We start from the raw sequence: 24,324 nt of genomic DNA, 5'->3' as shown, positions 1-24,324 counted from the left end.
CAAGCGAATCTGAAGGTTGTCTGAAGGCCGGCCGCTCAGCGGCCTGTAAGGCGAACGGGACGCGTGGCCACGAACAGGCTGGCCAAACACAGCACCATGCCGGCCACCGCCAGCGGCGTGACCTGCCAGCCCTCGAACACCGCCGAGATCACCAGCGCGATGACGGGGATGATCACGCCCGTCAGCGCCGCCTGCGCCGGGCCGCGCGCCTGGGCCAGCTTGAAATACAACACGAAGGCGATCACCGAACCGGCCACCGACAGGTAGAGCAGACTCAGCACATAGGGCAGGCGCAGGTCGAAATGCAGGCCCTGGCCGCTGGCCAGCGACACGCCCAGCAGGAACAGCGCACCATAGCCCATGCTCCAGGCCAGCACCGGAACCAGCGGCAGGCCGCGCTTGGTGAGCGTCAGTGTCAGCACATTGCCGATGCAGGCCACCAGCACTGCGAACAGCCCCAGCGCCAGGCCCAGCCAGGCGCTGGGGCGCGCGCCGGTGGCCGCGATCTCGGGCCAGAAGATCAGCACCACGCCCAGCACGCCGCCGCTGGCCGAGGCCAGGAAGCGCCGCGTGACCGGCTGACCGAAGAACAGTCGCCCCGACAGCGCGTTGCCGTACACCATCAGGCAGAACAACACGGCCACCAGGCCGGACGGGATGTGGCGCTCGGCCTCGTAGACCGACAGGTAGTTGCCGCTGTACTGCACGATGCCGGTGGCGAGCATCCAGCCATGCGCCCACAGTGGCAGCCGCAGCGACAGGCCTTGCCAGCGCGCGAGCGCGGCCAGCAGCAGCGCCGCCAAGCCGAAGCGCCAGGCCACGGAGTTGAATACAGGCACGCCGGAGTCCAGCTGGTACAGGATGACGTGCCAGGTGCTGGCCCAGATCAGCGTGGGGCCCCAGAACAGCCAGCGGCTGGGCGATGCAGTGGACATGGACTCGGCGAAGCAAAACGCCGCTCAGGGCGGCAGAGGGAGTTCGGCAATTCATGCGGGCCGAGCGCCGGGCCGCCCCAAGCCGGCCCGCGCTGGCGATGTGCTGGGCGGTCGAGCCGCCCGGCATCGCCGCCCCCTCGGGGGGCGAACGGGACGGCCGGCGTTCAGCCGGCCCCGGCACGGGCGGGGGCTTCAGGCGTGGCGTTTGAAGCTGGCCAACAGCAAGCCGGCCACGACGAACAGCGAGCCGAACACGCGATTCAGCAGCTTGATGTGGTGCGCGCTCTTGAGCGCCGCCAGCACGCGTGCGGCCAGCGCGGTGTAGCCACCCATGACAACAAGGTCGGTGAAGCCCAGCGTGGCGCCGATGACGAGGTACTGCGGCGCCAGCGGCGCGGCCAGGTCCAGGAACTGCGGCACCACAGCCAGCAGGAAGACCGTACCCTTGGGGTTGACGGCATTGATGCCCCAGCCGCGCAGCACCAGCTGGCGGCGCGTGGCCTGCACGGCGCCATCGTCGGCGGCCGCCAGCGGCTTGGCCGGCGCGCGCCACTGCTGCACGCCCAGCCACACCAGGTAGGCCACGCCGGCCCACTTGATGACGGCGAAGGCCGTCTCGGACGCGGCGATCAGCGCGCCCAGGCCGGCACTGACGAACAGCACCTGCGTCAGGATGCCGAGGATGAGGCCGAAGGTCATGAAGTAGCCGCGCCGGAAGCCGTGGCTCAGCCCCGCGCTCATGGCGGCCACCGCGCCCGCGCCGGGCGACAGGCTGATGGCCCAGCAAGCGGCGAAGAAGGTCAACCAGGTGGCGAGTTCCATGTGGGGCTCCGGGGGCGGCGGGACGTGAGCGAGCGCTGCAGTGTGCATGAGCGGCGGCGGCAGCGCCGGTCGTCATGCCCGCGCGCAGCGCCAGAATGGCCCGCCATGAGCGCCACCCCGTCCGTCGAACGCCAGATCCTCAGCACCCGCCGCTGGCTGCGCAGCCACCGCTGGCTGCGCCTGCATGTGGGCCTGATCGCGCTGTGCTGCCTGGCCTGCCTGTGGCTCGGTGGCGCGCTGCTGCGCTGGGCGGGAGTGGACGGGCTGGCGTTGCGCTTCGGGCTCAGCCTAGCGTTCAGCTACGCGACCTACCTGGGGCTGCTGCGGTTGTGGGCGGCCTACCTATTGAGCCGGGCGGACGGCGACGCCACCGACCTGGCCGACCTCGGCGCGCAGCTGGCCGACAGCAGCTGCGGTGGCGGTGGCGGTGGCGGCGCAGCGCTGGACGCGCTGGAGCTGGCGGCCGGCGCCGACGAGGGCGCGATCCTGCTGCTGCCTCTCGCGGCAGCTGTGGCGGTGGCCGTCGCGCTGGCCGCGCTGCTGGGCGCGGGCGTGACGCTGCTGTTCGGCGTGGAGGTGCTGCTGGCGGTGTCCGTCGAGGTCGCGCTAGCCGCGTTTGCCGCCGGCCTGGCCTGGCGGCACCAGCGCCAGTTCGACCGCGGCGGCTGGCTGCGCTGCGCGCTGCGCCACACCTGGGTGGGCGCGCTGGTGCTGCTGCTGGCCGGCGTGGGCCTGGGCGCGGCGCTGGACCGTTGGATGCCGCAGGCCGAGTCGCTGCCGCATGCTGTCAGGCTGTGGCGCGCGGCCTGACGACAATGGCCGCATGGCCACGAGCAAAAGCATCTACACCTGCACCGACTGCGGCGGCACCAGCCCGCGCTGGCTGGGCAAATGCCCGCACTGCAATGCCTGGAACACGCTGACGGAGGCCCCCGCCGAGCCCAGCGGCGGCGGCAAGAACCGCTACCAAGCGCTGGCCAAGAGCCAGCCGGTGGCCACGCTCAGCGAGATCGAGGCCAGCGACTACGAGCGCACGCCCACCGGCCAGGAGGAACTGGACCGCGTGCTGGGCGGCGGCATCGTGGCCGGCGGCGTCGTGCTGATCGGCGGTGACCCGGGCATCGGCAAGTCCACGCTGCTGCTGCAGGCGGTGGAGTCGCTGTCACAGCAGGTCAAGGTGCTGTACGTGACCGGCGAGGAAAGCGGCGCCCAGGTCGCGATGCGCTCGCGGCGCCTGGGCCTGGCCGGGGACAAGGTGCGCGTACTGGCCGAGATTGGGCTTGAGAAGATCCTCGCAACCATCGAGGCCGAGCAGCCCGACTTCTGCGTCATCGACTCCATCCAGACGCTGTACTCCGAGCAGCTGTCGTCGGCGCCGGGCTCCGTCGCCCAGGTGCGCGAGTGCGCAGCGCAGCTGACGCGCACGGCCAAGGCGCGCGGCTGCGCGATGGTGCTGGTGGGCCACGTGACGAAAGAAGGCGCGCTGGCCGGCCCGCGCGTGCTGGAGCACATCGTCGACACGGTGCTGTACTTCGAGGGCGACACGCACAGCAGCTTCCGCCTTGTGCGCGCCATCAAGAACCGCTTCGGCGCCGTCAACGAGATCGGCGTGTTCGCGATGACGGAGAAGGGCCTGAAGGGCGTGGCCAACCCCAGCGCCATCTTCCTGAGCACGCACACCGAGCCGGTGCCGGGCAGCTGCGTGCTCGTCACGCTGGAGGGCACGCGGCCCCTGCTGGTGGAGCTGCAGGCGCTGGTGGACAGCGGCGGCGTGAGCCCGCGGCGCCTGTCCGTCGGCCTGGACCGCGACCGCCTGGCCATGCTGCTGGCCGTGCTGCACCGGCACGCGGGAGTAGCCACGGGCGACCAGGACGTGTTCGTCAATGCGGTGGGCGGCGTGCGCATCAGCGAGCCGGCGGCCGACCTGGCGGTGCTGTTGGCCATCCAGAGCTCGCTGCGTGGCCGCGCGCTGCCCAAGGGCTTCATCGCGTTCGGCGAAGTGGGCCTGGCCGGCGAGGTGCGGCCCGCGCCGCGCGGCCAGGAGCGCCTGAAGGAAGCCGCCAAGCTGGGCTTCAGCGTGGCCGTGGTGCCCAAGGCCAACGCGCCCAAGAAGCCCATCGACGGGCTGACCATCCACGCCATCGAGCGCGTGGAACAAGCCATCGACGTGCTGCGCGGCCTGACCTGACCGCAGGTTTCCACACTGCACGCCGCCACAAAGTCTGCTTAGGATGCGGCCTGTCACAGGAGGACTCTTTCATGCCCGACTTCGCCGACCTCAGGCAGCATGCCCGCACCGATTTCCTGGGCGCCCAGCACGACGCCGACTCCCTGCCCGGCTGGGTGTTCAAGCCGGTGCAGTTCAGCCAGGGCCCGGCCGGCCTGGTGCTGAACATGAGCGACGGCGGCCTGCAGGTGCTGACCAGCGCCACCGAGCCGTTGACGGACGCCAAGTACGAGGTGGTGCTGCTGCTGGGCCGCTCCGACATGGATGACGGCGAGGAGCAGGTGTCCTGGTTCAACGGTGTGGTGGAGCGCAAGTGGTCGCGGCCCGTGCCGCGCATGGGCGTGCTGCATGGCATGAGCTTCACGGCGCGCAACTCGACGGCCGAGACCTTCTTGAACGGCCACCAGGCCGCGCTGGAGGCGGGCCAATGGGTGCGCTGCGTGCTGCTGAAGGTCAGCGCCTGATGCCGGCCATGGCAGGATGCGCGCCCCGACCCAGCGCCCCATGACTCCCGACCTGCCCGAACCGCCCTACTACGCCGTCATCTTCACGAGCCAGCGCAAGGCCGTGCAAGACGGCTACGCCGACACCGCCGAGCGCATGGTGGCGCTGGCGGCCGCGCAGCACGGCTACCTGGGCGCCGAGAGCACGCGCGGCGCCGACGGGCTGGGCATCACCGTGTCCTACTGGCGCACGCCGGAGGACATCGCGCGCTGGCGCCGCGACACCGAGCACCAGGCGGCGCGCGACACCGGCCGCGCCCGCTGGTATGAGCGCTACACGCTGCGCGTGGCCCGCGTCGAACGCGCCTACGCCTGGGAACGCAGCGACGGAACACAGGATCCTCAAACATGAACGCATGGATGGGCGTGCTGCTGGCGCTGGCGGCGCTGGTGGCGGGCGGGGCTTTCTTCGGCTGGCAGGGCATCGTCTTCGCGACGACGGGCATCGTCTTCTGGCTGCTGCTGCAGATGAGCCGGCTGATGCGGCTGATGCAGAAGGCGGGCGCCGCGCCCATGGGCTCGGTGGCGAACGCCATCATGCTCAGCAGCAAGCTGCACGAGGGCATGACGCTGGTGGAACTGATCAAGCTCACCGGCAGCCTGGGAGAGAAACTGACCGAGGACACCTACATCTGGCGTGACACCGGCGGCGATGCGGTGGAGGTGGTGCTGAAGAAAGGCAAGCTCGCCGAGTGGCGGCTGCTGCGGGCCGGCGAGGCGTCATAGGCTCTTCGTAAAATCGCTGTTTTTCCTTCTTCAGCCTGGAGTACCCGATGGTTCCCGCCCCCCTGCACGACCGCGACGGCAAGATCTGGATGGACGGCGAGCTCGTCGACTGGCGCGACGCCAAGATCCACGTGCTGACGCACACGCTGCACTACGGCTGTGGCGCCTTCGAGGGCGTGCGCGCCTACGACACCGTCAACGGCACGGCCATCTTCCGGCTGCAGGAGCACACGCAGCGCCTGCTCAACAGCGGCAAGATCCTGCGCATGAAGTTGCCGTTCTCGGCCGAAGAGATCAACGAGGCGCAGCGCGCCGTCGTCAAGGCCAACGGCCTGAAGAGCGCCTACATCCGCCCGTTGATCTGGATCGGCTCCGAGAAGCTGGGCGTCAGCCCCAAGGGCAATCAGGTTCACTTGATGGTGGCCGCGTGGAGCTGGGGCGCCTACCTCGGCGAAGAAGGTCTGAAGCGCGGCATCCGCGTGAAGACCAGCTCCTACACGCGCCACCACGTCAACATCACGATGACGCAGGCCAAGACGGTGTCCAACTACACCAACTCCATCCTGGCCAACATGGAAGCCACCGACGACGGCTACGACGAGGCGCTGCTGCTGGACGCCTCCGGCTTCGTCTCTGAGGGCGCGGGCGAGAACCTGTTCGTCATCAAGAACGGCGTCGTTTACACGCCCGACCTGTCGGCCGGCGCGCTCAACGGCATCACCCGCAACACCATCTTCTCGATCTGCCAGGACCTGGGCCTGAAGCTGGTCGAGAAGCGCATCACGCGCGACGAGGTCTACATCTGCGACGAGGCCTTCTTCACCGGCACCGCCGCGGAAGTGACCCCCATCCGCGAGCTGGACCGCATCGAGATCGGCGCCGGCTCGCGCGGCCCCATCACCGAGAAGATCCAGTCGGCCTTCTTCGACATCGTCAACGGCCGCAACCCCAAGTACGCCGACTGGCTGACCGCGGTTTAAGCGCCGTCCGAGAGCACACAACATGAGCACCAACACCACGCCCGCCGCCACTGTCGAAGTCACGGCCAAGGACTGCAACGACAACGGCACCGTCTTCTGCCCCAACCCCAAGATGGCGCTGTGGAGCAACCATCCCAAGGTCTTCATCGACCTGACCCACGGCGGCCAGGGCCAGTGCCCGTACTGCGGCACGGCCTACAAGCTCAAGGCCGGCGAGGTGGTGGGCCACCACCACTGACATGCGCCGCACCCCCGCGCAGCAGGCCGCGCTGCAGGCCTCGCCCGACGACACCGAGGCTCAGTTCTACGAGGCCCTGCAGCATGCCGACCTCGACCATCTGATGGCTCTGTGGGCCGATGACGAGGAGATCGCCTGCGTGCATCCAGGCGGTCCGCGCATCGTCGGGCTGACGGCCATTCGCGCAGCCTTTGCGGCGGTGTTCGAGCGCGGCGCCGTGCGCGTGCATCCCGAGCGCGTGCGCCGCTTGCACAGCGGCGACTGCGCCATCCACCATGTGCTGGAGCGCGTGCAGCTGCACAGCGAGGCCGGCCAGGCCGCGCCCACCTCCTGGGTGATCGCAACCAACGTCTACCTGAAGACGGCGCTGGGCTGGCGCCTGGTGCTGCACCATGCCAGCCCCGGCAACCCTGGTGACGTCCAGGAACTGGTGGCCGACGCCGGCACGCTGCACTGACGCCGGGCGCATGCAGTACCGCGCCCCTCGCTGGCTGCCCGGCGGGCACCTCCAGACCATCTGGCCCGCGCTGTTCAGCCGTCAGCACGACGGCACGCCGCCCACCTGGACGCGCGAGCGCTGGGATACCCCTGACGGCGACTTCATCGACGTCGACTTCCTCGCTGACGCCCCAGCCGGCGCGCCGCTCTTCGTCCTCTTCCACGGGCTGGAAGGCGACCGCACCAGCCACTCCAGCGTCGCCTTCGCCAGCGCGGCGCGCGAACGCGGCTGGGCCATGGCGCTGCCGCACTTCCGCGGCTGCTCGGGCGAGCTGAACCGCGCGCCGCGCGCCTACCACTCGGGCGACTACGAGGAAGTCGGCTGGATCCTGCAGCGATTGCGCGAACGCCACAGCGCCCCGCTGCTCGTTGCCGGCGTCTCGCTGGGCGGCAATGCGCTGATGCGCTGGGCCGAGGAGGCCGGCCACAGCGCGGCCACCGTGGCCAGTGCCGTGTGCTCGATCTGCGCTCCAATCGACCTGGCTGCCGCCGGCGCCGCCATCGACCGCGGCTTCAATAAGCAGGTCTACGCGCGCCGCTTCCTGCGCACCATGATCCCCAAGGCGCTGAGAAAGCTGCAGCAACACCCGGGGCTGTTCGATGGCGAGCGGCTGAAGCGAGCGTCCACCATTTACGAATTCGACAATCTCTTTACCGCGCCGCTGCACGGTTTTCGCAACACCGAGGACTACTGGGCCCGCGCCGCTGCCAAACCGCACCTGCATCGCATCCGCATCCCGGCACTGGTGCTGAATGCCGTCAATGATCCCTTCGTGCCCGGCCACAGCCTGCCCCGGCCGGGCGACGTGGGCGCACATGTGACCCTCTGGCAGCCCGGCCATGGCGGCCATGTCGGCTTTCCGGCGGGCCCGCTGCCCGGCCACCTGCTGACCATGCCCGGCCAGGTCTGCGACTGGCTCGCCCCACACCGCTGAAGGACACGCCCCATGGATGACCTGGTCCTGGCCGCGCTGAAGAAGTGGCCCAACGTACCGCATTGCTACGGCTGGCTGGCGCTGGACGCACGCGGCGACTGGTACATGCGCGACGAGCGCATCCAGCGCGCCGGGCCCTTCCCGCAGGTCAAGGGCAGCCGCATCGAGCATGACAAGCTGCTGGCCTTCATCGGCCGCAACTACGGTGTGGACGAGCGCGGCGCCTGGTACTTCCAGAACGGCCCGCAGCGCGTCTATGTCGAGCTGGGCTGCACGCCCTGGATCTGGCGGCTGCAGCCCGACGGCCGCGTGCTCGGCCACACCGGGCGGGCCACGCAACGGGTCGAATCGGCCTGGCTGGACGAGGCGGGCCACCTCTACCTGCTGACCGACCTGGGCTTGGGCCTGGTGCACACGCAGGACATGACTCTGGCCGCCGACGCCATCGAGGCCGGCCGCTGGCTGCCGAAGGACTGCTTCGCCGCCGAGCTGCCCGCCCGCCACGGCTTTCTGCGCCATCCCGTGCCCTGAGCAGGGGCGACGAGGCCAAAGAAAAAGCGCCCGGTGAGGGCGCCTTATTCATTGTGCTGGGGTCAGCAGGGGGTCAGGGCTCAGTAGCCGCCGCCGCCGTAGCCGCCGCCACCGGAACGGCCACCGCCGCCGTAGCTGCCGCCACCGCCACCGCCGTAACCGCCACCGCCGGAGCGGCCACCGCCGCCACCGCCGTAGCCGCCACCGCCGGAACGGCCACCGCCGCCACCGCCGCCGTAGCCGCCGCCACCACCGTAGCCACCGCCACCACCGCCATAGCTGCCGCCACCGCCGCCGCCGTAGCCGCCGCCACCGGAACGGCCACCGCCGCCACCGAAGCCGCCGCGACCACCGCCACCGCCGAAGCCGCCAGGACGCTCCTCACGGGGACGCGCCTCGTTCACGACGATGGCACGGCCTTCGAGGGCCTGACCATTCATGCCGTTGATCGCGGCTTGCGCTTCTGCGTCGGAACCCATCTCGACGAAACCGAAGCCCTTGGAGCGGCCGGTTTCGCGATCCATCATGACCTTCGCAGAGGTCACGGTGCCGAATTGGCCGAACGCCTCAAGCAGCGACTCATCACGCACGCTGTAGGCCAGATTGCCCACATAAAGCTTGTTTCCCATGGGGAAGCCCTTCTCTAACTCAAAAACCAAAAAACCATGTGGAGCTTCAACCCATCGTGAACCATTCAAGCGAAGGTGCGGCGTCCAGACACAGGCGAATCATTATGGTGGCGAGGCTCCTTCTTGCCAGAGGGTGCCTGCTCAAGTGTTGTTTTTCAGAGCTAGCACAAACCCTGTCGAGTCCCGTTTCTCATGCTCGCGTCATCGCTAGCATCGCCATCCGATGAAATCTCCGCTGCTTTCCGCCATCGCCCGCGTCCTTGCCAGCATCGACGCCGCCCGCAACCTGCGCGCCCTGTATGCGCTGCTCGCCGGCTTCTGCATGGCCGGCCTGCTGCTGGCCACGGCGCAGTCGGCCTTCGCCCGCGCCGAGGAAACGATGGGCGCGCTGTGGCTGGGGCTGGGCCTGGCTGTCGCCTTTTTTGGCGTCAACACCACCGGCCTGATGCTGATGGACCAGGCGCGCGGCCTGCCGGTGCGCGACCCGCAGGGCGCGCTGTCCGACGCGCTGCGCAGCGGCCACCGCGTGCTGCTCGCGCTGCTGGCCTGCCTGGCGCTGGCCGCCGCGGGCGTGGCGGCGCTGGCTGCGCTGCTGTGGGCCACGCGCTTCCCGTGGGTGGGCGCGCCGCTGATGGCCGTGGTGCTGCCGCTGGGCGTGCTGCTGCTGGGCGGCCTGGCCTTCGTGCTGGTCATCCTGGTCGGGCCGCTGGCCGGGCCGGCGGTCTGGGCCGGCCGGGGCAGCGCGGGCGTGCTGGGCTTCCTGCGCGCGCGGCTGCGCCACGGCCTGCCCGAGACGGCGCTGCTGATGGCCACCGTCTACCTGCTGGTGGCGCTGACGACGGCCGCCGCGAGCTTCGTCGTCGTCAGCGGCGGCAAGCTGCTGGCCGGGCTGGCCATCCTGGGCGCCGGCATCGAGCTGCCGGCGCGCCAGTTGCTGGCGGGCCTGCAGGGCCTGGGCCCGCGCACGCTCAGTGCCAGCGGCGTGCCGCTGGAGGGCGGCTACCTGGGGCTGGCTGCGCTGGTGGGCGGCGGCGTGGTGTTCGCGCTGGCGCTGGCGCTGCCCACGCTGGTGTGGCTGCGCGGCTGCTGCGCCGTCTACCTGGCGCTGACCGACGACCCCGCCACCCCGACCGAGTGAATCTTCACACCGACCGCACAATCGCCCGTCATGGATATCTACAAGCCCTTGGTCGCCCTGCTGGCCATCGTGAATCCCGTGGGCGTGGTGCCCTTCTTCATCCACTTCACGGCGGGCCTGACGCGCCAGCAGCGCCGCAAGACCATGCTGGTGAGCGCCAGCACGGCGGGCATCGTCATCGCGCTGTCGGCCCTGTTCGGGCTGAAGATCATCGAGTTCTTCGGCATCTCGCTGGCCAGCTTCCAGGTAGGCGGCGGTTGCCTGCTGCTGATCAGCTCGCTGCAGATGCTCAACGCCAAGCCGGCCGAGGCACGGCCAACCGACGTCAGTGACGGCGACAGCAAGATGGACGCCGGCGCCAGCATCGCCGTCGTGCCGCTGGCCATCCCGCTGCTGACGGGGCCGGCCACCATCTCCACGATGGTGATTTACGCCGACAAGACCCGCCACTGGTGGGAGCTGGCCATCCTGTGCGGCTATGGCGTCGTCGTGGCGCTGGTGACCTTCGTGACCTTCTCGGCCAGCAGCAAGATCGCCAAGGTGCTGGGCCAGACCGGCATCAACATCATGACGCGCCTGATGGGCCTGATCCTGGCCGCGCTGGCGGTGGAGCTGCTGGCCGACGGCCTGATGAAGCTGTTCCCGGCGCTGGCGGGGCGTTGATGCGCCCGGTCGACCTGCCGCCCGTCTGGATGGCGCCCATGGCCGGCGAAGCGGCCAGCGCGGCGCTCGTTGCCGCCGTCAGCGCAGCCGGAGGCTTTGGCCAGCTGGGCGCGGCCTACCTGGCGCCGGCCCGCATCGCCGAGGTGGCAGCCGACATCCGCGCCCGCACCGACCGGCCCTTCGGCATCAACCTGTTCTGCCCCCAGCCCTCGCGGCGCGACGACGCCGCGATGGACGCCTACCTCGCCAGGCTGGCACCCTGGCATGCCGAACTGGGCCTACCCGCGCCCGCGCGGCCCGAGCGCTGCGAGGAAGACTTCGAGGCCCAACTGGCCGCCACCGTCGCAGCGCGGCCCGCCGTCGTCAGCTTCGTCATGGGTGACCCCGGCGCGGCGCGCGTGGCGGCGCTGAAGGCGCAGGGCTTCACCGTTGTCGGCACGGCCACGCATGTGAGCGAAGGGTTGCAGCTGCAGGCCAGCGGCGTCGACGCGGTCGTGGCGCAAGGCTACGAGGCGGGCGGCCACCGGGGCGGCTTCCTGAGCAGCAGCGAAGGCGCGTTGATCGGCACGATGGCCCTGGTGCCACAGCTGGTGGATGCGCTGGACATCCCCGTCATCGCGGCCGGCGGCATTGGCGATGCGCGCGGCGTCGCGGCCGCGCAGGCGCTGGGCGCCAGCGCCGTAGCGGTGGGCACGGCCTTCCTGCTGGTGGACGAATGCCCGCTGTCGCCTGCCTACCGCGCCGCGCTGCTGGCAGCGCGCGACGCCGACTCCACGCTGACGCGTGCCTTCTCCGGCCGCCTGGCGCGCGGCGTGGCCAACCGCGTCACGCGCGCGCTGGACGGCGTGGCCCTGCCCGACTTCCCCCAGCCCAACGCCGCCAGCCGGCCGCTGCGCCAGGCTGCCGCCAAGGCGGGCCAGGCGGACTTGCTCAGCCTGTGGGCCGGCCAGGCCTTGCCGCTGAACCGCGCGCCTGGCACGGCCGCGCAGCTGGTGGCCGCGCTGCAGCAGGGCTGGCGCGCGTAAGCATCCTGCTGCTGGAGGACGACCCGGCCATCGCCGACACCGTGGCCTTCGCGCTGCGCCGTGAGGGCTTTGCCGTCGAGCACCGATCCTGGCTGGCCGAGGCCCGCGAGCGGCTGCGCGCGGGGCCCGCGCCGGCCCTGCTCATCTTGGACATCGGCCTGCCCGACGGCCACGGCCTGGACCTGTGCCGCGAGCTGCGCGCTGGGCCGCTGAAGCAACTGCCGGTCATCGTGCTGAGCGCTCGCAGCGAGGAGATGGACCGCGTGCTGGGGCTGGAGCTGGGCGCCGACGACTATCTCGCCAAGCCCTTCAGCCCGCGCGAGCTGGTGGCGCGCGTGCGCGCGCTGCTGCGCAGGGCCCAGGCGGCGCCGCCCCCCAGCGCGGGCTTCGTCGTCGACGGGGCCCGAGTGTGGCTGGACGGCCAGTTGCTGAACCTCACCAAGCTGGAGCTGGGCCTGCTGCTGAAGCTACTGGCCGCGCCGCAGCGCATCCATGCCCGTGACACGCTGCTGGACGCTGTCTGGGGCAGCAGCGCTGACAGCGGCGACCGCACGGTGGACACCCACATCAAGACGCTGCGCGCCAAGCTGCGCGAGGCGGCGCCCGCGCGCGACCCGATCAAGACGCATCGGGGTTTGGGCTACTCGCTGGAACCCTGATGCGCCTGGGCCTGCGCGTCTTCTTCGGCTTCTTCCTCATCGCCGGCCTCAGCGCGGTGCTGCTGCTCAAGGTGTTCCTGGCCGAGGTCAAGCCCAGCGTGCGCGAGGTCATGGAAGACCTGATGGTGGACACCGCCCACCTGCTGGCCGAGGTGGCCGCCGACGAGCTGGCGGCTGGCCCGCCGCGCGCCGACGGACCACTGGCCGCGCAGCTGCAGCGCTATGCGCGGCGCGAGGTGGACGCGCTGATCTGGGGCCTGCGCAAGCAGACGCTGGACCTGCGCGTTTACATCACCGATGCCAGCGGCCGCGTGGTGCTGGACTCCGGCACGCCCACGGCCGTGGGGCAGGACTACTCGCAATGGAACGATGTGGCTCGCACGCTGCGCGGCGACTACGGCGCCCGCGCAGGCCCCTACGGCCGGCACGATGGCACGGTGATGGTGGTGGCCGCGCCGGTGCTGAAGGACGGGCGCACGCTGGGCGTGGTGAGCGTGGCCAAGCCGGTGGCCAGTGTGCAGCGCTTCGTCGCCCGCGCGGAGCGGCGGGTGTTCTGGGCCGGCGCCGGACTGCTGGTAACCAGCCTCGTCGTCGGCGTAGGCGTCACGCTGTGGCTGGTGGGCTCGGTGAGGCGGCTGCGCCGCTATGCGCAGCAGGCCCAGGCGGGCCAAGCCATCGCGCCGCCGGCCATGCCCGGCGAACTGGGCGACCTGGCCCACGCGATGGACGACATGCGCCGCCGGCTGGAAGGCCGCGAGCAGTTGGAGCACGATGTGCGCGCGCTGACGCACGAGCTCAAGAGCCCGCTGGCCGCGTTGCGCGCCAGCGGCGAGCTGCTCCAGGACGAGCTGCCCGCCGCCGACCGCCAGCGCTTCGCCGCCCAGGTGCTGGACCAGACAGCTCGACTGCAGACGCTGGTGGAGCGCGTGCTGGCGCTGTCGCAGCTGGAGGCTCAGGTGGGTCTGGGCGAGCGTCAACACCTGGCGCTGGCGGTCTGGGCTGACGCCCAGATCGAGCGGCAGGCGGCGCGGCTGGCGCAGCGTGATCTGCGCGTGGTCTGGACAGCCCGCGACGACGCCCGTGCGCCGGCCGATGCCGCGCTGCTGGAGCTGGCGGTCGGCAACCTGCTGGTCAACGCGATCGACTTCGCGCCCGCCGGCTCGTCGCTGGAACTCGCCGTCAGCAGCACGCCCACGTCGGTGCGCCTGTCGCTGCGCGACCACGGCCCGGGCGTGCCCGAGGCCGTCTTTGCCCAGCTGGGCCAGCGCTTCTTCTCCACCGCTCGGCCCGGCAGCCTGGTGAAGGGCTCGGGTCTAGGCCTGGCCATCGCGCGGCGCGTGGCCGAGCTGCATGGCGGGCGGCTGGCGTTCGAGGCGGCGGCGCCGGGACTGCGCGTGAGCCTGATCCTGCCGCGCTGACTTCACGCCGGCTTCACACAGCACCTCATCGCCTCACAGCGTCTCGCGATGCTGGCAGCATGAAGCTCAACCCCACCTTTTCCAAGCTGGCCATCCTGGCCGTGGTGTCACTCCTGCTGTGCCTCGTGCTCGCCCAGATCGGCGGGCTGGTGCACGAGCGCCAGATGCGCCAGCGCGAGGCGGCCCGCTCCGTCGAGCAGGCGCTGGCCGGGCCGCAGGCGCTCGCCGGGCCCGTGGTGGCCCGCGCCTGCAAGGAGCACTGGACCACCCTGGCCCCCGACAACAAGACTGAGGTCGTCGCGTCACGCGTGTTCTGGCTGGTGGCCGCACCGGCCCGGCTGCAGGTTAGCGGCGGCGTAAGCCCCGAGGTCCGCCAGCGCGGACTGTTCAAGGTCAACACCTACGCCACGCAACTGGACATGCAAGCCCAGTGGGACAGCCTGGTACTGCCCGCCCCCAAGGCCGAGCAGGCCAACGGCCGCCTGAACTGCGGCGAGGCGCAGCTGGTGGTAGCGCTGAGCGACCCACGCGGCATCCGCGCGGCCGATCTGCGCCTAAACGGCCAGCCGCTGCGCGCGCTGCCAGGCACGCCTCACCCCAGCTACAACGGCCTGCACGCGCCACTGCCCGAGCTGAAGGCGGGCGAGCCGCTGCAGGTGTCGCTCAAGCTCAGCCTCGTGGGTAGCCAGCGCCTGGGCCTGGTGCCAGCGGCCGGCGACACGCAGGTCAACCTGCAGTCCAGCTGGCCGCACCCCAGCTTCGGCGGCCAATTCCTGCCGTTGGCGCACGAGGTAGGTGTCAGCGGCTTCGCGGCGCGCTGGGCGGTGTCGTCGCTGGCCAGCACGGCCGTGGCGGACCTGCAGGCCGGCAAGCCGCTGGCGGCGGCGCCGCGCAGTGCCTCGCCCTACGGCGTGGACGAGGGCGCGGCCAGCGGCGGCCTGGACGTGATGGCCGTGGAGCTCATCGACCCCGTGAACCCCTACGTGATGAGCGACCGCGCCATCAAGTACGGCCTGATGTTCATCGCGCTGACCTTCGTCACCGTGGGCCTGACGGAGTTGCTGACCGGCCGGCGCGTGCACCCGGTGCAGTACCTGCTGGTGGGCCTGGCGATCAGCCTGTTCTTCCTGCTGCTGCTGAGCCTGTCGGAGCACCTGCCCTTCCTCGTGGCCTACCTGATCGCGGCGGTGGCAGCGGCCGGCGTGCTGACGCAGTACGCCGCCGCCATGCTGGGCGGCTGGGCGCGCGGGGCGGCCTTCGGCGGCGGCATCGCGCTGCTGTACGGTGCGCTGTACGTGCTGCTGAGCCGCGAGCAGACGGCACTGGTCATCGGCGCGGTGCTGCTGTTCGCGGTGCTGGCGGTGGTGATGATGCTGACGCGGCGGCTGGACTGGTACCGCCTGGGCGCTGAAAGCCTGCGTCAAGGCGAGTGATTTACGCTCCGGGCCAACCGTGCGCCGCGCGGCCCCCAGCAGAGTTCCATGTCCAAAGAAGGCTTCGACTACATCATCGTGGGCGCCGGCACCGCCGGCTGCCTGCTGGCCAACCGGCTCAGCGCTGACCCGCACAAGCGCGTGCTGCTGCTGGAGGCCGGCGGCAAGGACGACTACCACTGGGTGCACATCCCCGTAGGCTACCTGCACTGCATCGGCAACCCGCGCACCGACTGGTGCTTCCAGACCGAGGCCGAGACCGGCCTCAACGGCCGCAGCCTGCGCTACCCGCGCGGCAAGGTGCTGGGCGGCAGCTCCAGCATCAACGGCATGATCTACATGCGCGGCCAGAGCCGCGACTACGAGCACTGGGCCGACCTGACCGGCGACGACACCTGGCGCTGGCCCCGCGTGCTGCGCGCCTTCCGCCGCCACGAGCACCACTGGCGGCTGGACGACCCCAAGACCGCGCCCGAGGGCTTTGCCGACATGCACGGCCACCGCGGCGAATGGCGCGTGGAGCAGCAGCGCCTGCGCTGGCCCATTCTGGACGCCTTCGCCGCCGCAGCGCAGCAAGCCGGCATCCCCGCCACCAGCGACTTCAACGCCGGCACCAACGAGGGCGTGGGCTATTTCGAGGTGAACCAGAAGAAGGGCCTGCGCTGGAACACCGCCAAGGCCTTCCTGCGCCCCACCTGCCTGGGCCGGCCCAACTTCGAGCTGTGGACCGGCGCGCAGGTGCGCAAGCTGCGCCTGCTGCAGGACGACACCGGCCTGCGCTGCAGCGGCGTGGAGGTGCTGACACCGCACGGCGTGGAGCAGCCCTGGCTGAACGCGGGCGGCGAGGTCATCCTGGCGGCTGGCGCCGTGGGCTCGCCGCAGCTGCTACAGCTGTCGGGCCTGGGCCCGGGTGCGCTGCTGCAGCGGCTGGGCCTGAACGTCAAGGCCGACCTGCCCGGTGTGGGCGCCAACCTGCAGGACCACCTGCAGCTGCGCACCGTCTACAAGGTTCAGGGCACCCAGACGCTGAACACGCGCAGCGCCTCCCTGCTGGGCAAGGCCTTGATCGGCCTGGAGTACGCGCTGCGCCGCAGCGGGCCCATGAGCATGGCACCGTCGCAGCTGGGTGCGTTCACGCGCAGCTCGCCCGACCAGGCCTGGCCCGACCTGGAGTACCACGTGCAGCCGCTGTCGCTGGACGCCTTCGGGGAGCCGCTGCACCGCTTCGACGCGTTCACGGCCAGCGTCTGCAACCTGAACCCGAGCAGCCGCGGCCACCTGCACATCACCTCGCCGGACGCCACCGTGGCGCCCGCCATCCAGCCCAACTACCTGTCCACCGACGAGGACCGCCGCGTGGCCGTGGAGAGCCTGAAGCTGACGCGCCGCATCGTGAGCCAGCCTGCGCTGGCGGGCCTGCAGCCCGAGGAGTTCCGGCCCGGCCCGCAGGTGCAGACCGACGAGGACCTGGTGCGCGTGGCCGGCGACATCGGCACCACCATCTTCCACCCCGTGGGCACCTGCAAGATGGGCCGCCGGGACGATCCGACCGCCGTCGTCGACTCGCGGCTGCGCGTGCGCGGCGTGAGCGGCCTGCGCGTGGCGGACGCCAGCGTGATGCCGACGATCACCAGCGGCAACACGGCGTCGCCAACCTTGATGATTGCGGAGAAGCTGGCGGGGTGGTTGGGGGGATAGCCCCCAACCACCCCGGCGGCGCCGGCCATGCCCGTTGGGGTTCACGTCGTTCATCACCGACCTGCGGCCTGCCCTGCCGCGACAATTCCGGCATGTCTCCAGCGTCCCTCCGCGTCCTTGCCGTCATCCCCCCGATGACGCAGCTGAACACGCCCTACCCGTCCACGGCCTACCTGACCGGCTTCCTGCGCTCGCGGCAGATCGATGCGCAGCAGGTGGACCTGGCGCTGACGCTGGTGCTGGAGCTGTTCTCGCCCACCGGGCTCGCGCAGATCCGCGAGATCGTCCAGGCCCTGCCCGACGACCGCCGCACGCCGCAGACCGCCTGGTTCGACGCCGAGTTCGACACCCTCACCGCCGTCACGCCGCGCGTGCTGCGCTTTCTGCAGGGGCAGGACCCGACGCTGGCCCACCGCATCAACACGCGCAGCTTCCTGCCCGAGGGCGCGCGCTTTGCGTCGCTGGATCACTACCTCGGCGAGGAGGGTGAAGACCCGCTGGCCTGGGCCTTCGGCGCTTTAGGCCTGCAGGACCGCGCCCGCCACCTCGCTACGCTGTTCCTGAACGACCTGGCCGACGTGCTGCGCGATGCGGTGGACGAGCGCTTCGAGTTCGTGCGCTATGCCGAGAAGCTGGCTGCCGCACAGGCCCACTTCGACCCGCTGGCCGAGGCGCTGGCGGAGCCGCCCCACCTCATCGACCGCACGCTGCAGCGGCTCACGCGGCAAGCGCTGGAACAGCACCAGCCCGACGTCGTGCTGCTGTCCGCGCCCTTCCCCGGCTCGGTCTACGCGGCGCTGCGCATCGCGCAGGCGATCAAGGCGGCGCGGCCCGAGGTGGTGTGCGTGCTGGGCGGCGGCTACGTGAACACCGAGCTGCGCGAACTGGCCGAGCCGCGGCTGTTCGACTTCGTGGACTACGTAACGCTGGATGCCGGCGAACGGCCGCTGCTGGCGCTGCTGGAACACGTGGCGGGCAAGCGCTCGAAGACGCGCCTGGTGCGCACGTTCTGGCGCGAGGAAGGCACGGTCCGATATACGAACTTCGTCGAGCCCGACATTCCCTTCGACGAGGTCGGCACGCCGACCTGGGATGGGCTGCCGCTGGACCGCTACCTGTCGCTGCTGGACATGCTCAACCCCATGAACCGGCTGTGGAGCGACGGGCGCTGGAACAAGCTGACCATTGCCCACGGGTGCTACTGGAAGAAGTGCAGCTTCTGCGACGTGAGCCTGGACTACATCTCGCGCTACGAGGCCGCGAGCGCCGAGGTGCTGGTGGACCGCATCGAGGCCATCGTGAAGGAGACGGGGCAGACTGGCTTCCACTTCGTCGACGAGGCGGCGCCGCCCAAGGCGTTGAAGGCGCTGGCCGAGGAGCTGCTGCGCCGCAACGTCGCCATCAGCTGGTGGGGCAACATCCGCTTCGAGAAGACCTTCACGCCCGAGCTGTGCCAGCTGCTGGCCGACAGCGGCTGCATCGCGATCTCGGGCGGGCTGGAGGTGGCGTCGGACCGGCTGCTGAAGCTGATGAAGAAGGGCGTCAGCGTGGAACAGGTGGCCCGCGTGACCAAGGCGTTTGCCGACGCGGGCGTGCTGGTGCACGCCTACCTGATGTACGGCTTCCCGACGCAGACGACGCAGGACACCGTGGACGCGCTGGAGTACGTGCGCCAACTGTTCGAGCACGGCTGCATCCACAGCGGCTTTTTCCACCGCTTCGCGTGCACGGTGCATTCGCCGGTGGGCATGAACCCGGCCGAGTACGGCGTCACGCTGCAGCCGCTGCCGCCGGACGGCCGCTTCGCGAAGAACGACATCGCCTTCATCGACCCCACGCAGACCGACCACGACGGCCTCGGCCAGGGGCTGAAGAAGGGCCTCTACAACTTCATGCACGGCATCGGCATCGACAGCGACATCCGCAGCTGGTTTCCCGTGCGCGTGCCCAAGACCACGGTGCCGCGCCGCTTTGTCGAGCGGGCACTTTATTCGAAGATTAGTCAATTTATCGACTCTTGATAAATTCACAAATATCGCTATAAATCGGGCATGGACTCGATACGCAATCCCTTTGCACCCGGCGCCGGGACACCCCCTCCAGATCTTGCCGGTCGGGATGAGCTGCGTGAAGCACTGCGCGTCGCGATTGAACGCGCTCGCATCGGCCGCCCCGCAAAGAGCGCGATGCTGGTGGGCCTTCGAGGTGTTGGCAAAACGGTGTTGCTGGATCGCGTGCGTGCCGACGCAGAAGCCGCAGGCATCCACACGATCCGCATTGAGGCTCCGGAAGGCCGGTCGCTGCCGGCACTTCTGGCCCCTCAGCTGCGGCAGGCATTGCTGAGGCTGAGTCATCTCCAAGCCGCCAAAGACATCGCCATCCGCGGGCTTCGTGCACTGGCCGGTTTCGCGAGCATGCTCAAGGCCACCTACAACGACATCGAAGTCGGGCTGGACTACGACAGCGAACCCGGCTTGGCCGACAACGGCGATCTGGAACACGACCTGCAAGCCTTGTTTGAACAAGTCGGACTGGCGGCAAAGGCCGCCGACACCGCCTTGGTCCTCTTCATCGACGAACTCCAGTACGTCGATGAAGACCAGATGGCTGCCCTGATCACGGCCATGCACCGGACCGAGCAACGCCAGCTGCCTATCGTGTTGGTCGGTGCCGGCCTGCCGCAGCTGCGCGGCCGCATGGGCAATGCCAAGTCATACGCCGAGCGACTGTTCAACTTTCCCGAGATAGGTCCATTGCCCGCAGCTGCCGCACGGCGGGCCATCGTCAAGCCGCTCGCAGATGAGGGCACAGCCATCGACGACGACGCCATGGATCAGCTGATCAACGTCACCGAGGGGTATGCCTACTTCCTGCAGCAATGGGGCTACTACACGTGGGAAACCGCCAGCGCGTCGCCACTCACGCTGAAGGATGTGAACCAAGCCACCGCCATCGTTGTCGCCGCTCTTGACGAGAGCTTCTTCCGCGTCCGGTTCGACAGGCTAACGCCCAAGGAAAAGCGATACCTGCGCGCAATGGCGGAACTCGGCGCGGGACCGCACCGATCAGGCGACATCGCCACTGGCTATCCGGCCAAGGTCACCTCGCTAGCACCTACCCGCAGCTCGCTGATCGCCAAGGGCATGATCTGGAGCCCAAACCATGGCGACACCGCCTTCACCGTGCCCATGTTCGACCAGTTCATGAAGCGCATCATGCCGGGTGAGGACTGGCGCAAGAGCTGATGTTCACGTCCACCTTCACGTTCGCCCCGGGCACCTACGACGACGAGTTCCACGCGCTGGATGCGCGCATCGCCGACATGGCCCGCGCCACCCCCGGCTACCTGGGCGAGGAGACCTGGGAGAACGCCACGACCGGGCTGGTCTCCAACGTCTACTACTGGGACTCGATGGCCGCGTTGCAGCAGCTGATGGGCGATGCCGCACACCGCGAGGCCAAGCAGGCCCAAGCCAAGTGGCTGAAGGGCTACCAGGTCGTCATCGCCGAGGTGCTGCGCAGCTATGGCGACGGCGGCATCCCGCATCCGCTGAAGGACCGGCCCGCCCGCTGACTTTTGTGCAGTGCACAATCGACGCAACCAACAGGAGGTGGCGGCGATGCGGCGAGTCGTGTTCAACCAGAAGGGTGGCGTGGGCAAGTCCACGATCACGAGCAACCTGGCGGCGATTGCCGCGGCGCATGGCAAGCGGGTGCTGGTCATCGACCTGGACTGCCAGGGCAACACCACGCGCTACCTGCTGGGCGAGGCGGCCGACGAGCCGCTGGCCGGCTCGGCCGACTTCTTTGCGCAGACGCTGAAGTTCAGCGTGCGCGACAGCGACGGCAGCGAGTTCATCAGCGAGACGGCCTGGGACGGCCTGCACGTGATGGCCGCCAGCCCCGAGCTGGACGAGCTGCACGCCAAGCTGGAGAGCCGCTACAAGATCTACAAGCTGCGCGACGCGCTGCTGAAGCTGGAGAAGCAGTACGACGAGATCTGGATCGACACGCCGCCGGCGCTGAACTTCTACACGCGCTCGGCGCTGATCGCGGCGCAGGGCTGCCTGATCCCGTTCGACTGCGACGACTTCTCACGCCGCGCGCTGTACGGGCTGCTGGAGGCGGTGCAGGAGATCCAGGCCGACCACGCACCCGACCTGCACGTGGAGGGCATCGTCGTGAACCAGTTCCAGGCCCGGGCCTCGCTGCCGCAGCGCGTGGTACAGGAGCTGCTGGACGAGGGCCTGCCGGTGCTGCAGCCCTACCTGTCGGCCAGCGTGAAGGTCAAGGAATCACACGAGCTGAGCCGGCCCATGGTCCACCTCGACCCGCGCCACAAGCTCACGCAGGAGCTGGTGGCGCTGTACGAGTCATTGCCGGGATAGCTGCCCCTCGGCGTCGCGCAGCTCGACCTGGCGGCCCAGCTTGCGCAGCTGCGGCAGCACCTTGGCGCGGTCGCCCACGGCCACGACGATGAGCTGCGAGGGATCTAAGTGTTGCCGGGCCGCCTTCAGCGCATCGGCGGCGGTGATGGCGGCGTACTGCGCCGGCAGCGCGGTGATGGACGACAGCGGCCGCCCGATAGCCCAGTTGCCCGCATAGCCGGCCACGACCGCGCCGTTGGTGTCGAACAGGCCGGGCAGCGACAGCAGTTGCGCATTGCGCACCCGCGTCAGCTCGGCCGCGCCCATGGGGCGGGTGCGCATGCCGGTGACCTGGCGCCAGATCTCGGCCACGGCCGGGCCGGTCGCGTCGGTGCGCACGCTGCCATGGATGCCGAACTCGCCCCGCTCGCGACCCAGCGTGTAGCCGGAGTAGATGCCGTAGGTGTAGCCCTTGACCTCGCGCAGCTGGTGGTTGATGCGCGACGTGAACAGCCCGCCCAGGGCCGCGTTCATCAGCTTGAGCGGCGCGGCGTCGGGCGTAGCCGCTGTCGGCCCGGGGGAGACGATGGCCAGCGCCGTCTGCGACGCCCCCGGCTGGTCCACCACGAGGGTGCGGGCCGCCGTGGGCCGCGCAGGCGGCAGCGGCGCCAGGGCCGGCGCCTCGCCCCGGCCCTGCCAGGCGCCGAACAGCGGCTGCACGAGGGCGCGCAGCTCGGCCTCGCTCAGGTCGCCCGCCACCACCAGCGCGGCGCGCTCCGGGCGGTAGTGCGCCTGCCAGAAGGCGCGCAGCGCGGCCGCGTCCAGCGCGCGCAGGCTGGCCACGGTGCCCAGCGCATTCTCGGCCAGCGGGTGGCCCTCGCCGTAGACGGCACGCTGGCCCACCACCTCGGCCAGCAGGTCGGGCTGCTCGCGCACCTGCGCCAGCGCGGCCAGACGCTGCGCGCGGATGCGCTCGATGTCGGCGTCAGCGAACGCGGGGCTGAGGGCCAGCTCCGCCAGCAGCGCCAGGCCCTCGCGGGCGGCGGCCTTGCGGCCGGAAAACGCCAGCCGCGCCTCCTCAGCGCCGGCCTGCGCGCTCAGCGTGGCGCCCAGGCCGGCCAGGCCTTCGGCGATCTGCTGCGCGCTGCGCGTGGCCGAGCCCTCGGGCAGCATCGCCGCCACAAAACCAGCCAGGCCGGGCTTGTCGGCCGGGTTGGCGGCCTGGCCGGCGCGCAGCACCAGGCTGGCGCTGACCAGCGGCAGGCCAGGCTTGGGCGAATGGATGACGGTGAGCCCGTTGGGTAGCGTGAAGCTCTGCGCCGCCGGCAAGGCCAGCGGCTTGGCCGAGGCCGCGGCGGGCGGCTTCAGGCGCCACGGCTCGGGGCCGTTCAGCGACTCCCGCTCGCCCTTGGCGGCCCGGGTGGGCATGGGCGGCGTGGGCACCTCGGGCGGCAACAGCTTGTCGCCCGGCTGCGCGTGGATGACGACACGGCGCTCGCGCTGCAGCCACTGCGCCGTGGCGGCACTGACCGCCGCTGGCGTCAGCGCGTCGTAGCGGGCCAGGTCTTGCGCCAGGAAGCCCGGGTCGCCGGCCATCTGGTTGTAGTGGTTGACGAGGTCGGCCAGCGTGGCCACCTTCTCCATGCGCTGCAGCACCTGCGTCTCGATGACGGCACGCGCCTGCGCGAGCTCGGCAGCCGTGGGCGGCGTGGCGGCCAGGCGCGCGATCTCGGCGTCCACCAGGCGCTCGATCTCGTCCAGCGACACACCCGGCCGGGCCACGACCTCGATGTCGAACACCGAGCTCAGCGACTGCGAGCCCTGCATCACGGCCACGCTCTGCGCCAGCTGTTTCTCGCGCACCAGCAGGCCGTACAGCCGGCTGGCCTTGCCGCCGCCCAGCACATGGGCGGCCACGTCGAGCTCGGCATCGCCGGGCTGGTACAAGGGCGGCGTGTGCCAGGCCAGATTGAGCCGGGGCAGCTCCACGCGGTCGGTCATGACGAGGCGGCGCTCCTGCGTGATCTCGGGCGTGGTCACGCGCACCTCGGGCGGCTTGGGGCCGGGCTTGAGCGTGCCGAAGTACTTCTGCACCAGCGCCTTCGCCTGGGCCGGGTCGAAGTCACCGGCCAGCACCAGCGTCGCGTTGTTGGGCCGGTAGTAAGTGCGGGCGAAGTCCTTCACATCCTTGAGCTGGATGCGCTGGATGTCGGCGTGCGAGCCGATGACGGCCGCGCGGTAGGGGTGGCCCTCGGGGTAGAGCGCGTGGTACTTGGCCTCCTCAACCAGGCCGTAGGGCTGGTTCTCGGTGGTCTGGCGGCGCTCGTTGCGCACCACGTCCTGCTGGTTGGCCAGGGCCACCGAGTCCACCTCGTCGATCATCCAGCCCAGCATGTCGGCCTTCAGCCACAGGCCCTTCTCCAGCTGGTTGGCGGGTAGCGTGAAGAAGTAGTTGGTGCGGTCGAAGTTGGTGGAGCCGTTGCTGTCGGTGCCGCCGGCAGCGTCGATGTGCTTGTCGAACGCGCCGCGCGGCACATGGCGACTGCCGGCGAACACCAGATGCTCGAACAGGTGCGCGAAGCCCGTCTGCCCCTGGGCCTCGTTGCGCGGGCCGGCATGCACCCACAGGTTGAAGGCCACCAGCGGCAGCCGGCGGTCCGGCACCAGGATGACCTCGAAGCCATTGGCCAGCACGAACTTCTCATGCCGGATGGCCAGCCGGCCGGCTTCAACACTGACGGCACCGGCCGTCGCGGGCTCAGCCTGGGCCGGCAACGTGGCGTGCAACAAGCCCGCCAGGGCCAGCAGGGCCAACAGGCGGCGCGGGGTGGGAGTGCTCATGCAACAGGGCTTTCTGCAAAGGTGGCCGCATTGAGCCAGCAGGGGCCCTGCGGCGGCA

General features: G+C 70.3%; 25 protein-coding genes. 21 read left to right on the top strand and 4 right to left on the bottom strand.

Annotated elements, in window-relative coordinates:
* Positions 1 to 35 precede the first annotated feature (35 nt).
* A complete protein-coding gene (locus ACG0Z3_RS19345) occupies positions 36 to 935 on the bottom strand; it encodes a DMT family transporter (RefSeq protein WP_394400528.1) in 900 nt (299 codons plus the stop codon).
* 192 nt (positions 936 to 1,127) lie between these two features.
* The gene (locus ACG0Z3_RS19340; protein ID WP_394400525.1) at positions 1,128 to 1,757 is read right to left on the bottom strand and encodes a LysE family transporter; all 630 of its coding nucleotides are present in this window, start codon (positions 1,755 to 1,757) and stop codon (positions 1,128 to 1,130) included.
* Positions 1,758 to 1,862: 105 nt separating this feature from the next.
* Here ACG0Z3_RS19340 and ACG0Z3_RS19335 point away from each other — a divergent pair, with 105 nt between their 5' ends.
* From ACG0Z3_RS19335 to ACG0Z3_RS19290, 10 genes are all read left to right on the top strand, one after another.
* Positions 1,863 to 2,567 (top strand): hypothetical protein, encoded by a 705-nt coding sequence (locus ACG0Z3_RS19335; RefSeq protein ID WP_394400522.1) that lies wholly within the window; start codon positions 1,863 to 1,865, stop codon positions 2,565 to 2,567.
* Positions 2,568 to 2,580: 13 nt separating this feature from the next.
* Positions 2,581 to 3,945 carry a DNA repair protein RadA gene (gene radA / locus ACG0Z3_RS19330; protein WP_394400519.1) on the top strand — a complete coding sequence of 455 codons (1,365 nt, stop codon included), beginning with the start codon at positions 2,581 to 2,583 and terminating at the stop codon, positions 3,943 to 3,945.
* 71 nt (positions 3,946 to 4,016) lie between these two features.
* Positions 4,017 to 4,448, top strand: coding sequence for a hypothetical protein (locus ACG0Z3_RS19325; RefSeq protein WP_394400516.1), 432 nt, complete (start codon positions 4,017 to 4,019; stop codon positions 4,446 to 4,448).
* Between the two features lie 40 nt (positions 4,449 to 4,488).
* Positions 4,489 to 4,839 carry an antibiotic biosynthesis monooxygenase family protein gene (locus ACG0Z3_RS19320; RefSeq protein WP_394400513.1) on the top strand — a complete coding sequence of 117 codons (351 nt, stop codon included), beginning with the start codon at positions 4,489 to 4,491 and terminating at the stop codon, positions 4,837 to 4,839.
* On the top strand, positions 4,836 to 5,213 hold the full coding sequence (locus tag ACG0Z3_RS19315) for a hypothetical protein (protein ID WP_394400510.1): 378 nt from the start codon (positions 4,836 to 4,838) through the stop codon (positions 5,211 to 5,213). Before ACG0Z3_RS19320 ends, ACG0Z3_RS19315 begins: the two co-directional genes overlap by 4 nt.
* Positions 5,214 to 5,260: 47 nt before the next feature.
* Positions 5,261 to 6,193: a branched-chain amino acid transaminase gene (locus tag ACG0Z3_RS19310; RefSeq protein WP_394400508.1), complete on the top strand. Its 933-nt coding sequence runs from the start codon at positions 5,261 to 5,263 to the stop codon at positions 6,191 to 6,193.
* Positions 6,194 to 6,215: 22 nt separating this feature from the next.
* On the top strand, positions 6,216 to 6,431 hold the full coding sequence (locus ACG0Z3_RS19305) for a zinc-finger domain-containing protein (RefSeq protein WP_268167957.1): 216 nt from the start codon (positions 6,216 to 6,218) through the stop codon (positions 6,429 to 6,431).
* A 1-nt stretch (position 6,432) separates the two neighbouring features.
* Entirely contained in the window at positions 6,433 to 6,888 is a 456-nt protein-coding gene (locus tag ACG0Z3_RS19300) for a YybH family protein (RefSeq protein WP_394400506.1), read from the top strand.
* A 10-nt stretch (positions 6,889 to 6,898) separates the two neighbouring features.
* Positions 6,899 to 7,864: a YheT family hydrolase gene (locus ACG0Z3_RS19295; protein ID WP_394400503.1), complete on the top strand. Its 966-nt coding sequence runs from the start codon at positions 6,899 to 6,901 to the stop codon at positions 7,862 to 7,864.
* 12 nt (positions 7,865 to 7,876) lie between these two features.
* Positions 7,877 to 8,395 carry a DUF2946 family protein gene (locus tag ACG0Z3_RS19290; RefSeq protein WP_394400500.1) on the top strand — a complete coding sequence of 173 codons (519 nt, stop codon included), beginning with the start codon at positions 7,877 to 7,879 and terminating at the stop codon, positions 8,393 to 8,395.
* An 80-nt stretch (positions 8,396 to 8,475) separates the two neighbouring features.
* Here the strand turns inward: ACG0Z3_RS19290 and ACG0Z3_RS19285 are convergent, their stop codons facing one another.
* Positions 8,476 to 9,024, bottom strand: coding sequence for an RNA recognition motif domain-containing protein (locus tag ACG0Z3_RS19285; RefSeq protein WP_394400497.1), 549 nt, complete (start codon positions 9,022 to 9,024; stop codon positions 8,476 to 8,478).
* 223 nt (positions 9,025 to 9,247) lie between these two features.
* On the opposite strand from ACG0Z3_RS19285, the gene ACG0Z3_RS19280 reads away from it, so the two are divergent.
* The 11 genes from ACG0Z3_RS19280 (at position 9,248) to ACG0Z3_RS19230 (ending at position 21,446) form a co-directional block, all read left to right on the top strand.
* On the top strand, positions 9,248 to 10,162 hold the full coding sequence (locus tag ACG0Z3_RS19280; protein ID WP_394400494.1) for a hypothetical protein: 915 nt from the start codon (positions 9,248 to 9,250) through the stop codon (positions 10,160 to 10,162).
* A gap of 30 nt (positions 10,163 to 10,192) precedes the next feature.
* Positions 10,193 to 10,825 (top strand): MarC family protein, encoded by a 633-nt coding sequence (locus ACG0Z3_RS19275; protein WP_394400491.1) that lies wholly within the window; start codon positions 10,193 to 10,195, stop codon positions 10,823 to 10,825.
* Positions 10,825 to 11,850: an NAD(P)H-dependent flavin oxidoreductase gene (locus ACG0Z3_RS19270; RefSeq protein ID WP_394400488.1), complete on the top strand. Its 1,026-nt coding sequence runs from the start codon at positions 10,825 to 10,827 to the stop codon at positions 11,848 to 11,850. The genes ACG0Z3_RS19275 and ACG0Z3_RS19270 overlap by 1 nt, the downstream gene beginning before the upstream one ends.
* A complete protein-coding gene (creB, locus tag ACG0Z3_RS19265; RefSeq protein WP_394400749.1) occupies positions 11,838 to 12,509 on the top strand; it encodes a two-component system response regulator CreB in 672 nt (223 codons plus the stop codon). Before ACG0Z3_RS19270 ends, creB begins: the two co-directional genes overlap by 13 nt.
* Positions 12,509 to 13,927: a two-component system sensor histidine kinase CreC gene (gene creC, locus ACG0Z3_RS19260; RefSeq protein WP_394400485.1), complete on the top strand. Its 1,419-nt coding sequence runs from the start codon at positions 12,509 to 12,511 to the stop codon at positions 13,925 to 13,927. Before creB ends, creC begins: the two co-directional genes overlap by 1 nt.
* A gap of 59 nt (positions 13,928 to 13,986) precedes the next feature.
* Entirely contained in the window at positions 13,987 to 15,360 is a 1,374-nt protein-coding gene (gene creD, locus ACG0Z3_RS19255; RefSeq protein WP_394400482.1) for a cell envelope integrity protein CreD, read from the top strand.
* Between the two features lie 48 nt (positions 15,361 to 15,408).
* Positions 15,409 to 17,058 carry a GMC family oxidoreductase gene (locus ACG0Z3_RS19250; protein ID WP_394400478.1) on the top strand — a complete coding sequence of 550 codons (1,650 nt, stop codon included), beginning with the start codon at positions 15,409 to 15,411 and terminating at the stop codon, positions 17,056 to 17,058.
* A 92-nt stretch (positions 17,059 to 17,150) separates the two neighbouring features.
* Entirely contained in the window at positions 17,151 to 19,079 is a 1,929-nt protein-coding gene (locus ACG0Z3_RS19245) for a B12-binding domain-containing radical SAM protein (protein ID WP_394400475.1), read from the top strand.
* Between the two features lie 30 nt (positions 19,080 to 19,109).
* Positions 19,110 to 20,303 carry an ATP-binding protein gene (locus ACG0Z3_RS19240; RefSeq protein ID WP_394400472.1) on the top strand — a complete coding sequence of 398 codons (1,194 nt, stop codon included), beginning with the start codon at positions 19,110 to 19,112 and terminating at the stop codon, positions 20,301 to 20,303.
* Positions 20,303 to 20,632, top strand: coding sequence for an antibiotic biosynthesis monooxygenase family protein (locus ACG0Z3_RS19235; protein ID WP_394400470.1), 330 nt, complete (start codon positions 20,303 to 20,305; stop codon positions 20,630 to 20,632). The genes ACG0Z3_RS19240 and ACG0Z3_RS19235 overlap by 1 nt, the downstream gene beginning before the upstream one ends.
* Positions 20,633 to 20,678: 46 nt before the next feature.
* The gene (locus ACG0Z3_RS19230) at positions 20,679 to 21,446 is read left to right on the top strand and encodes a ParA family protein (protein WP_394400467.1); all 768 of its coding nucleotides are present in this window, start codon (positions 20,679 to 20,681) and stop codon (positions 21,444 to 21,446) included.
* Here the strand turns inward: ACG0Z3_RS19230 and ACG0Z3_RS19225 are convergent.
* Positions 21,432 to 24,266, bottom strand: a complete 2,835-nt coding sequence (locus ACG0Z3_RS19225) for a M16 family metallopeptidase (protein ID WP_394400465.1) — start codon at positions 24,264 to 24,266, stop codon at positions 21,432 to 21,434. The genes ACG0Z3_RS19230 and ACG0Z3_RS19225 overlap by 15 nt on opposite strands.
* Between the last annotated feature and the right edge of the window lie 58 nt (positions 24,267 to 24,324).

It is taken from the genome of Pelomonas margarita, assembly GCF_043555875.1.
In the GTDB taxonomy this organism is placed as follows: Bacteria; Pseudomonadota; Gammaproteobacteria; order Burkholderiales; family Burkholderiaceae_C; genus Pelomonas; species Pelomonas margarita.
Note: the sequence above shows the minus strand (reverse complement) of the source record. Positions and strands in the feature narration are given on the sequence as shown.

Excerpts from the sequence above, each read along its gene's own strand:
- ACG0Z3_RS19345 (WP_394400528.1), bottom strand. The coding sequence starts at position 935 with ATGTCCACTGCATCGCCCAGCCGCTGGCTGTTCTGGGGCCCCACGCTG.
- ACG0Z3_RS19340 (WP_394400525.1), bottom strand. The coding sequence starts at position 1,757 with ATGGAACTCGCCACCTGGTTGACCTTCTTCGCCGCTTGCTGGGCCATC.
- ACG0Z3_RS19335 (WP_394400522.1), top strand. The coding sequence starts at position 1,863 with ATGAGCGCCACCCCGTCCGTCGAACGCCAGATCCTCAGCACCCGCCGC.
- radA (WP_394400519.1), top strand. The coding sequence starts at position 2,581 with ATGGCCACGAGCAAAAGCATCTACACCTGCACCGACTGCGGCGGCACC.
- ACG0Z3_RS19325 (WP_394400516.1), top strand. The coding sequence starts at position 4,017 with ATGCCCGACTTCGCCGACCTCAGGCAGCATGCCCGCACCGATTTCCTG.
- ACG0Z3_RS19320 (WP_394400513.1), top strand. The coding sequence starts at position 4,489 with ATGACTCCCGACCTGCCCGAACCGCCCTACTACGCCGTCATCTTCACG.
- ACG0Z3_RS19315 (WP_394400510.1), top strand. The coding sequence starts at position 4,836 with ATGAACGCATGGATGGGCGTGCTGCTGGCGCTGGCGGCGCTGGTGGCG.
- ACG0Z3_RS19310 (WP_394400508.1), top strand. The coding sequence starts at position 5,261 with ATGGTTCCCGCCCCCCTGCACGACCGCGACGGCAAGATCTGGATGGAC.
- ACG0Z3_RS19305 (WP_268167957.1), top strand. The coding sequence starts at position 6,216 with ATGAGCACCAACACCACGCCCGCCGCCACTGTCGAAGTCACGGCCAAG.
- ACG0Z3_RS19300 (WP_394400506.1), top strand. The coding sequence starts at position 6,433 with ATGCGCCGCACCCCCGCGCAGCAGGCCGCGCTGCAGGCCTCGCCCGAC.
- ACG0Z3_RS19295 (WP_394400503.1), top strand. The coding sequence starts at position 6,899 with ATGCAGTACCGCGCCCCTCGCTGGCTGCCCGGCGGGCACCTCCAGACC.
- ACG0Z3_RS19290 (WP_394400500.1), top strand. The coding sequence starts at position 7,877 with ATGGATGACCTGGTCCTGGCCGCGCTGAAGAAGTGGCCCAACGTACCG.
- ACG0Z3_RS19285 (WP_394400497.1), bottom strand. The coding sequence starts at position 9,024 with ATGGGAAACAAGCTTTATGTGGGCAATCTGGCCTACAGCGTGCGTGAT.
- ACG0Z3_RS19280 (WP_394400494.1), top strand. The coding sequence starts at position 9,248 with ATGAAATCTCCGCTGCTTTCCGCCATCGCCCGCGTCCTTGCCAGCATC.
- ACG0Z3_RS19275 (WP_394400491.1), top strand. The coding sequence starts at position 10,193 with ATGGATATCTACAAGCCCTTGGTCGCCCTGCTGGCCATCGTGAATCCC.
- ACG0Z3_RS19270 (WP_394400488.1), top strand. The coding sequence starts at position 10,825 with ATGCGCCCGGTCGACCTGCCGCCCGTCTGGATGGCGCCCATGGCCGGC.
- creC (WP_394400485.1), top strand. The coding sequence starts at position 12,509 with ATGCGCCTGGGCCTGCGCGTCTTCTTCGGCTTCTTCCTCATCGCCGGC.
- creD (WP_394400482.1), top strand. The coding sequence starts at position 13,987 with ATGAAGCTCAACCCCACCTTTTCCAAGCTGGCCATCCTGGCCGTGGTG.
- ACG0Z3_RS19250 (WP_394400478.1), top strand. The coding sequence starts at position 15,409 with ATGTCCAAAGAAGGCTTCGACTACATCATCGTGGGCGCCGGCACCGCC.
- ACG0Z3_RS19245 (WP_394400475.1), top strand. The coding sequence starts at position 17,151 with ATGTCTCCAGCGTCCCTCCGCGTCCTTGCCGTCATCCCCCCGATGACG.
- ACG0Z3_RS19240 (WP_394400472.1), top strand. The coding sequence starts at position 19,110 with ATGGACTCGATACGCAATCCCTTTGCACCCGGCGCCGGGACACCCCCT.
- ACG0Z3_RS19235 (WP_394400470.1), top strand. The coding sequence starts at position 20,303 with ATGTTCACGTCCACCTTCACGTTCGCCCCGGGCACCTACGACGACGAG.
- ACG0Z3_RS19230 (WP_394400467.1), top strand. The coding sequence starts at position 20,679 with ATGCGGCGAGTCGTGTTCAACCAGAAGGGTGGCGTGGGCAAGTCCACG.
- ACG0Z3_RS19225 (WP_394400465.1), bottom strand. The coding sequence starts at position 24,266 with ATGAGCACTCCCACCCCGCGCCGCCTGTTGGCCCTGCTGGCCCTGGCG.